Annotated in this window: 6 protein-coding genes; 2 read left to right on the top strand and 4 right to left on the bottom strand. The window is 70.0% G+C overall.

Annotated features, from left to right (window positions below; translation table 11 throughout):
- Together ABZ749_RS29160 and ABZ749_RS29155 are read left to right on the top strand one after the other, a co-directional pair.
- On the top strand, positions 1–345 hold a 345-nt coding region (locus tag ABZ749_RS29160; protein WP_357233411.1), incomplete at its 5' end, for an HNH endonuclease family protein.
- Complete coding sequence (locus tag ABZ749_RS29155) at positions 339–728, top strand: hypothetical protein (RefSeq protein ID WP_357233413.1); 390 nt, start codon at positions 339–341, stop codon at positions 726–728. The genes ABZ749_RS29160 and ABZ749_RS29155, both read left to right, overlap by 7 nt.
- A gap of 24 nt (positions 729–752) precedes the next feature.
- On the opposite strand, the gene ABZ749_RS29150 is transcribed toward ABZ749_RS29155, so the two are convergent.
- From ABZ749_RS29150 to ABZ749_RS29135, 4 genes are all read right to left on the bottom strand, one after another.
- Complete coding sequence (locus ABZ749_RS29150; RefSeq protein ID WP_357233409.1) at positions 753–1,856, bottom strand: oligopeptide/dipeptide ABC transporter ATP-binding protein; 1,104 nt, start codon at positions 1,854–1,856, stop codon at positions 753–755.
- A gap of 76 nt (positions 1,857–1,932) precedes the next feature.
- Entirely contained in the window at positions 1,933–2,943 is a 1,011-nt protein-coding gene (locus ABZ749_RS29145; protein ID WP_357233407.1) for an ABC transporter ATP-binding protein, read from the bottom strand.
- A gap of 8 nt (positions 2,944–2,951) precedes the next feature.
- Entirely contained in the window at positions 2,952–3,914 is a 963-nt protein-coding gene (locus tag ABZ749_RS29140; RefSeq protein ID WP_357233405.1) for an ABC transporter permease, read from the bottom strand.
- A complete protein-coding gene (locus tag ABZ749_RS29135) occupies positions 3,911–4,915 on the bottom strand; it encodes an ABC transporter permease (RefSeq protein ID WP_357233403.1) in 1,005 nt (334 codons plus the stop codon). Before ABZ749_RS29135 ends, ABZ749_RS29140 begins: the two co-directional genes overlap by 4 nt.
- Positions 4,916–5,081: the final 166 nt, after the last annotated feature.

Here is a 5,081-nt window from a genome sequence, read left to right as displayed (position 1 = left end):
ATTGTTGTCCCAGCGGGCCCGGCCGGGGGCAGCTTCTCGGATCCCTCCGACGTGGACATCGACCACATGGTGCCGTTGGCCAACGCGTGGCGCTCGGGTGCCGACGAGTGGGACAACGCGAAGCGCGGCGATTTCGCCAACGACACCACCCGTCCGCAGCTTTTCGCGGTTTCCGCCTCGTCCAACCGGGCAAAGGGTGACCAGGACCCGTCGCAGTGGAAACCGGCAGACCGGTCTTACTGGTGCAAATACGCCCAGGACTGGGTGACGGTCAAGCACTACTGGAAGCTGACGGTGACCAGCGCCGAGAAGGCCGCCCTGACCGACATGTTGGAGGGCTGTTGAGTGGGGAGCGATTGGTGACCGCCGCCGAGGAGAGCGGCCCGTCCGCCGCCGGCATGACCGCGGACGGCACCGCCGAGACTCCCGCCGCCGTGCCGGGTGCCGGCATGGTCGCGGATTCGAGCGGGGCGGCCGGCCCGCAGAGCCGCACCACCGACATCGTGCCCGGCCCCGGCGGCGTGATGACCGACGAGGTCGGCGTCGTCACCGGGGACCTGACCCTGCGCACCGAGTACGCGGACGGCAAGGTCACAGTGCGGGTGCAGTACAAGGACGCGGACGAGTGGTACGCGGTGACCGGCACGTCGGTCACGCTGGCCGACCCGGCTGGGCTGGACGCGGTGCACGGCGTCGCGGTGGGGCTGCTGAACCGCCCCGAGGGCTGACGACCGCCGGCACCGCGTCCAGTCTCAGACGTACGAGCCGGGCTCGGTGGGCGCGGAGACAACGCTCGGCGCGTCCCCCTCGCCCTCGGGCCGGACGATCTGCGCGCTGACCCCGTGCGGGCGCAGTTCGCCGCTGGCGATCTGCTCCGCGAAGTGGCAGGCCACCCGGCTGGCGCCGATGTCCCGCAGCACCGGTCGCTCGTCGGCGCAGCGGGTGGGCTGCGCCCACGGGCAGCGGGTGTGGAAGCGGCAGCCGGTCGGCGGGTTGGCCGGCGACGGCAGGTCACCGGCGAGCAGGATCCGCTCCCGGCGGTCCTCCACGTCCGGGTCCGGCACCGGCACCGCCGACATCAGCGCCCGGGTGTACGGGTGCAGCGGCTCGGTGTAGAGCCGGTCGCTCGGCGCCTCCTCCACCAGTGCGCCCAGATACATCACGCCGACCGTGTCGGAGATGTGCCGGACCACAGCGAGGTCGTGCGCGATCACCAGGTAGGTGAGCCCCAGGCTGTCCTGGAGTTCGTCCAGCAGGTTGACCACCTGGGCCTGGATCGACACGTCGAGCGCCGAGACCGGCTCGTCGGCGACGATCAGCTCCGGCCCGAGCACCAGCGCGCGGGCGATGCCGATGCGCTGCCGCTGCCCACCGGAGAACTCGTGCGGGTAGCGGGAGAGCGCCCAGCGCGGCAGCCCGACCGCGTCCAGGGTCTCGCCGATGATCCGTCGACGGTCGGTGCGGTCGGTGCCGATCCCGTGGGTCTGGAGGCCCTCGGTCAGGATCGACTCGACGTTCTGCCGGGGGTCGAGGCTGGACATCGGATCCTGGAAGATCATCTGCATCCGGCGACGCATGCTGCGCAGCTTGCCGGACGGCAGCGTCGTCAGCTCGACGCCGTCGAAGCTGACCTCACCGGCGGTCGGCGGGGTGAGCTGGAGCAGCGCCCTGCCCAACGTGGACTTGCCGCAGCCGGACTCACCCACCAGGCCGTACGTCTTGCCGCGCGCGATGCTCAGGTCGACCCCGTCGACGGCCTTCACCTGGCCGACCACCCGGTCGAAGAGCACCCCCCGCTTGATCGGGAAGTGCACCTTCAGGTCGCGCACCTCGACGAGGATGTCGTCGTCACTCACGCCAGCACTCCGCTTCGCTCCGCGCCGGCGTGAGACGCCACGCTGCTGTGCCTGATGGTTCGCTCGCTACGCTCGCTCACGCTTCCTCCTCGCGCGGGGCGGGCACCAGGCCCGGCAGCGGCTCCGGGTTGACGCACCGGTAGCTCCGTCCGTCGTGCGCGTGCACCAGCTCCGGCGGCTCACCCACACACTCGTCGATCCGGCGGGCGCAGCGCGGGGCGAAGGCGCACCCGTCCGGCCACGGCAGCAGGTCGCGGACCGAACCGGGAATCGGGTTGAGCTTCTCGCCCCGCCCGGCGTCCAGGCGCGGCACCGAGCCGAGCAGACCCACTGTGTACGGGTGACGCGGCTGGCGGAACAGCGGACGACGGCGGGCCGTCTCCACCACCCGGCCGCCGTAGAGCACGTTGACGGTGTCGCACATGCCGGCCACCACGCCCAGATCGTGCGTGATCATCAGTAGCGCGGTGCCGGAGTCCCGGACCAGTTCCTTGAGCAGTTCCAGGATCTGGGCCTGGATGGTGACGTCCAACGCGGTGGTCGGCTCGTCGGCGATCAGCAGCCGAGGCTGGCAGGCCACCGCCATCGCGATGAGCGCCCGCTGGCGCATGCCACCGGAGAGCTGGTGCGGGTACTCCTTGAGCCGCCGCTTCGGGTCGGGGATGCCGACCCGGTCCAGCAGTGCCGCCGCTTCCTTCGCCGCGGTCTCGCCCTTCATCCCCCGGTGCCGGGTGAGCACTTCGGTCACCTGCAACCCGATGGGGATCACCGGGTTCAACGAGGAGAGCGGGTCCTGGAAGATCATGGCGATGTCCCGACCCCGGATGTCCCGCCGCGAGCGGTCGTCGAGCTGGAGCAGGTCAGTGCCGTCGAAGACGGCCTTGCCGCCGACCCGCAGGCCGGGCTGCTTGGGCAACAGGCCCATGATCGCGAGCGAGGTGACGCTCTTGCCGCAGCCGGACTCGCCGACCAGGCCGACCACCTCACCGGCGTCGACCGAGAAGGACACCCCGTCGACCGCGTGCACGGCCCGCTGACCGCGGCGGGCGAACGTGACGGAGAGATCTTCAACTTCGAGCAGTGCCATTGCCGGGCCTACTTCCGCAGCTTCGGGTCGAGGGCCTCACGCATCGCCTCACCCAGCAGGGTGAAGCCGAGCGCGGTGATGATGATCGCGACGGCCGGGTAGATCGCCAGTGACGGCCGGATGCCGAGGTACTGCTGCGCGTCGGCGAGCATGACCCCCCACTCCGGTACGGCGGTGTCCGGGTTGCCGAGGCCGAGGAAGGAGAGCGCCGCGGCCTCGATGATCGCGGTGGCCAGGGTCAGCGTGGCCTGCACGATCACCGGGGCGAGCGAGTTCGGCACCACGTGGGTCAGGGCGATCTTCGACTTCTTGACGCCGAGCGAGGTCGCCGCCAGCACGTAGTCGCTGTTGGCCTGGGAGATCATCGAGCCGCGCAGCAGCCGGGCGAACACCGGCACCGAGACCACGCCGACCGCGATCATCACAGTGGTCAGGCTGGCCCCGAGCAGGGCGGCGATGCTCACCGCCAGCAGCAGGCTCGGCATGGCCAGCAGCATGTCGATGAAGCGCATGAGGGTGGTGTCGATCCACCGCCCCCACCGGCCACCGAGGCCGGCCGCGGCACCGGAGATGCCACCGATCAGCGCGCCGATTGCCAGACCGATCAGGGTGGAGACCACGCCGACCAGCAGGGTCTGGCGGGCGCCCACGATCATCCGGCTGAACTCGTCCCGGCCCTGGTGGTCGTAGCCGAACCAGTGGTCGCCGTTCGGGCCGGGGATGACACCCGGCTTGATCAGCCCCTCCCGGATGCCGATCGTGTCCGTCGCCGCGTACGGCACGAGGAACGGGCCGACCACCGCGACCAGCACGAAGATCGCCAGGATGACCGCGCCGACGATCGCGGCAGGGTTGGTGCGCAGCCGACGGAACGCCTCCTGCCAGAGGCTGACGCCCCGCTCGTCGTCACGGGCGGCCAGCTCGGAGAGCCGGTCGATCTTTTCCTTCTTCTTGCCTGGGCTGAGTGTCATCGCACCCTCACCCTCGGGTCGATGAAGCTGTAGGAGAGATCGACCAGGAGGTTCACCAGCACGTACACCACCGCGATGATCAGGATGAAGCCCATCAGCACCGGATAGTCGCGTTGGCCGATGGCCTCGGCGACGAACGCTCCGATGCCGCTGAAGGCGAAGACGGTCTCGGTCAGCACCGCGCCGGAGAGCAGGCCGCCCGCGAGCAGACCGATCGAGGTGGCGACCGGCAGCATGGCGTTGCGCAGGACGTGCCGGCGACGAACCGTCTGCTCGGTCAGGCCCTTCGCCTCGGCGGTCCGCACGAAGTCCTCGTTGAGCACCTCCAGCACGCTCGCCCGGGTGATCCGGACGATGATCGCCAGCGGGATGCTCGCCAGCGCGATGCTGGGCAACACCAGATGCCAGAGGGCGTCGGCGGCGGCGTCCCACTCACGGGTCATCAACCCGTCGAGGACGAAGAAGTTGGTGACCCGGGTCGCCTCGAGCGTCGGGTCCTGCCGGCCGCTGGACGGGAACCAGTGCAGGTTCTCCGAGAAGATCGCCTTGAGCACGTAGCCCAGGAAGAAGACCGGGATGCAGATGCCGATCAGCGAACCGCCCACTGACGCGTGGTCCAGAAAACGGCCGCGACGGCGGGCGGCCAGGTAGCCCAGCGGGATGCCGATGCCGATCGCGATGATCATCGCGGTGATGGTCAGCTCGACGGTGCCGGGGAAGCGCTCGATGAACTCCGTGGTGACCGCCCGCTTGGTGGAGGTCGAGGTGCCCAGGTCGAGCTTGATCATGCGCCGGACGAACCGGCCGTACTGGACCAGGATGGGCTCGTCGAGCCCCATGTTGCGGCGGATGGCGGCACGCATCTCGGGCGTGCCGCGCTCGCCGAGGATGGCGGTCTCGGGGCCGCCGGGGAGCCGGCGGAGCCAGATGAAGAGCAGGATGGAGAGCCCGAACAGCGTGGGTATCAGCTGAAGCAGGCGCCTGACGATGAACCGGAACACGGCGGCCTCGAAGGGGTGCGGAGGGTTGCGGGCGAGCGCTGTGCGACAGCGCCCGCCCGCGTTCCTTGCGTCAGATCAGGACTTACTTGAACTCGGCGGTGGCGAAGCGCTCGTCGGTGAGCGGGCTCGCCTTGACGCCGGTCACGTCCTTGCCGAACACGATCGC

This window comes from Micromonospora sp. NPDC047753 (assembly GCF_040642735.1).
GTDB lineage: Bacteria > Actinomycetota > Actinomycetes > Mycobacteriales > Micromonosporaceae > Micromonospora.
Note: the sequence above shows the minus strand (reverse complement) of the source record. Positions and strands in the feature narration are given on the sequence as shown.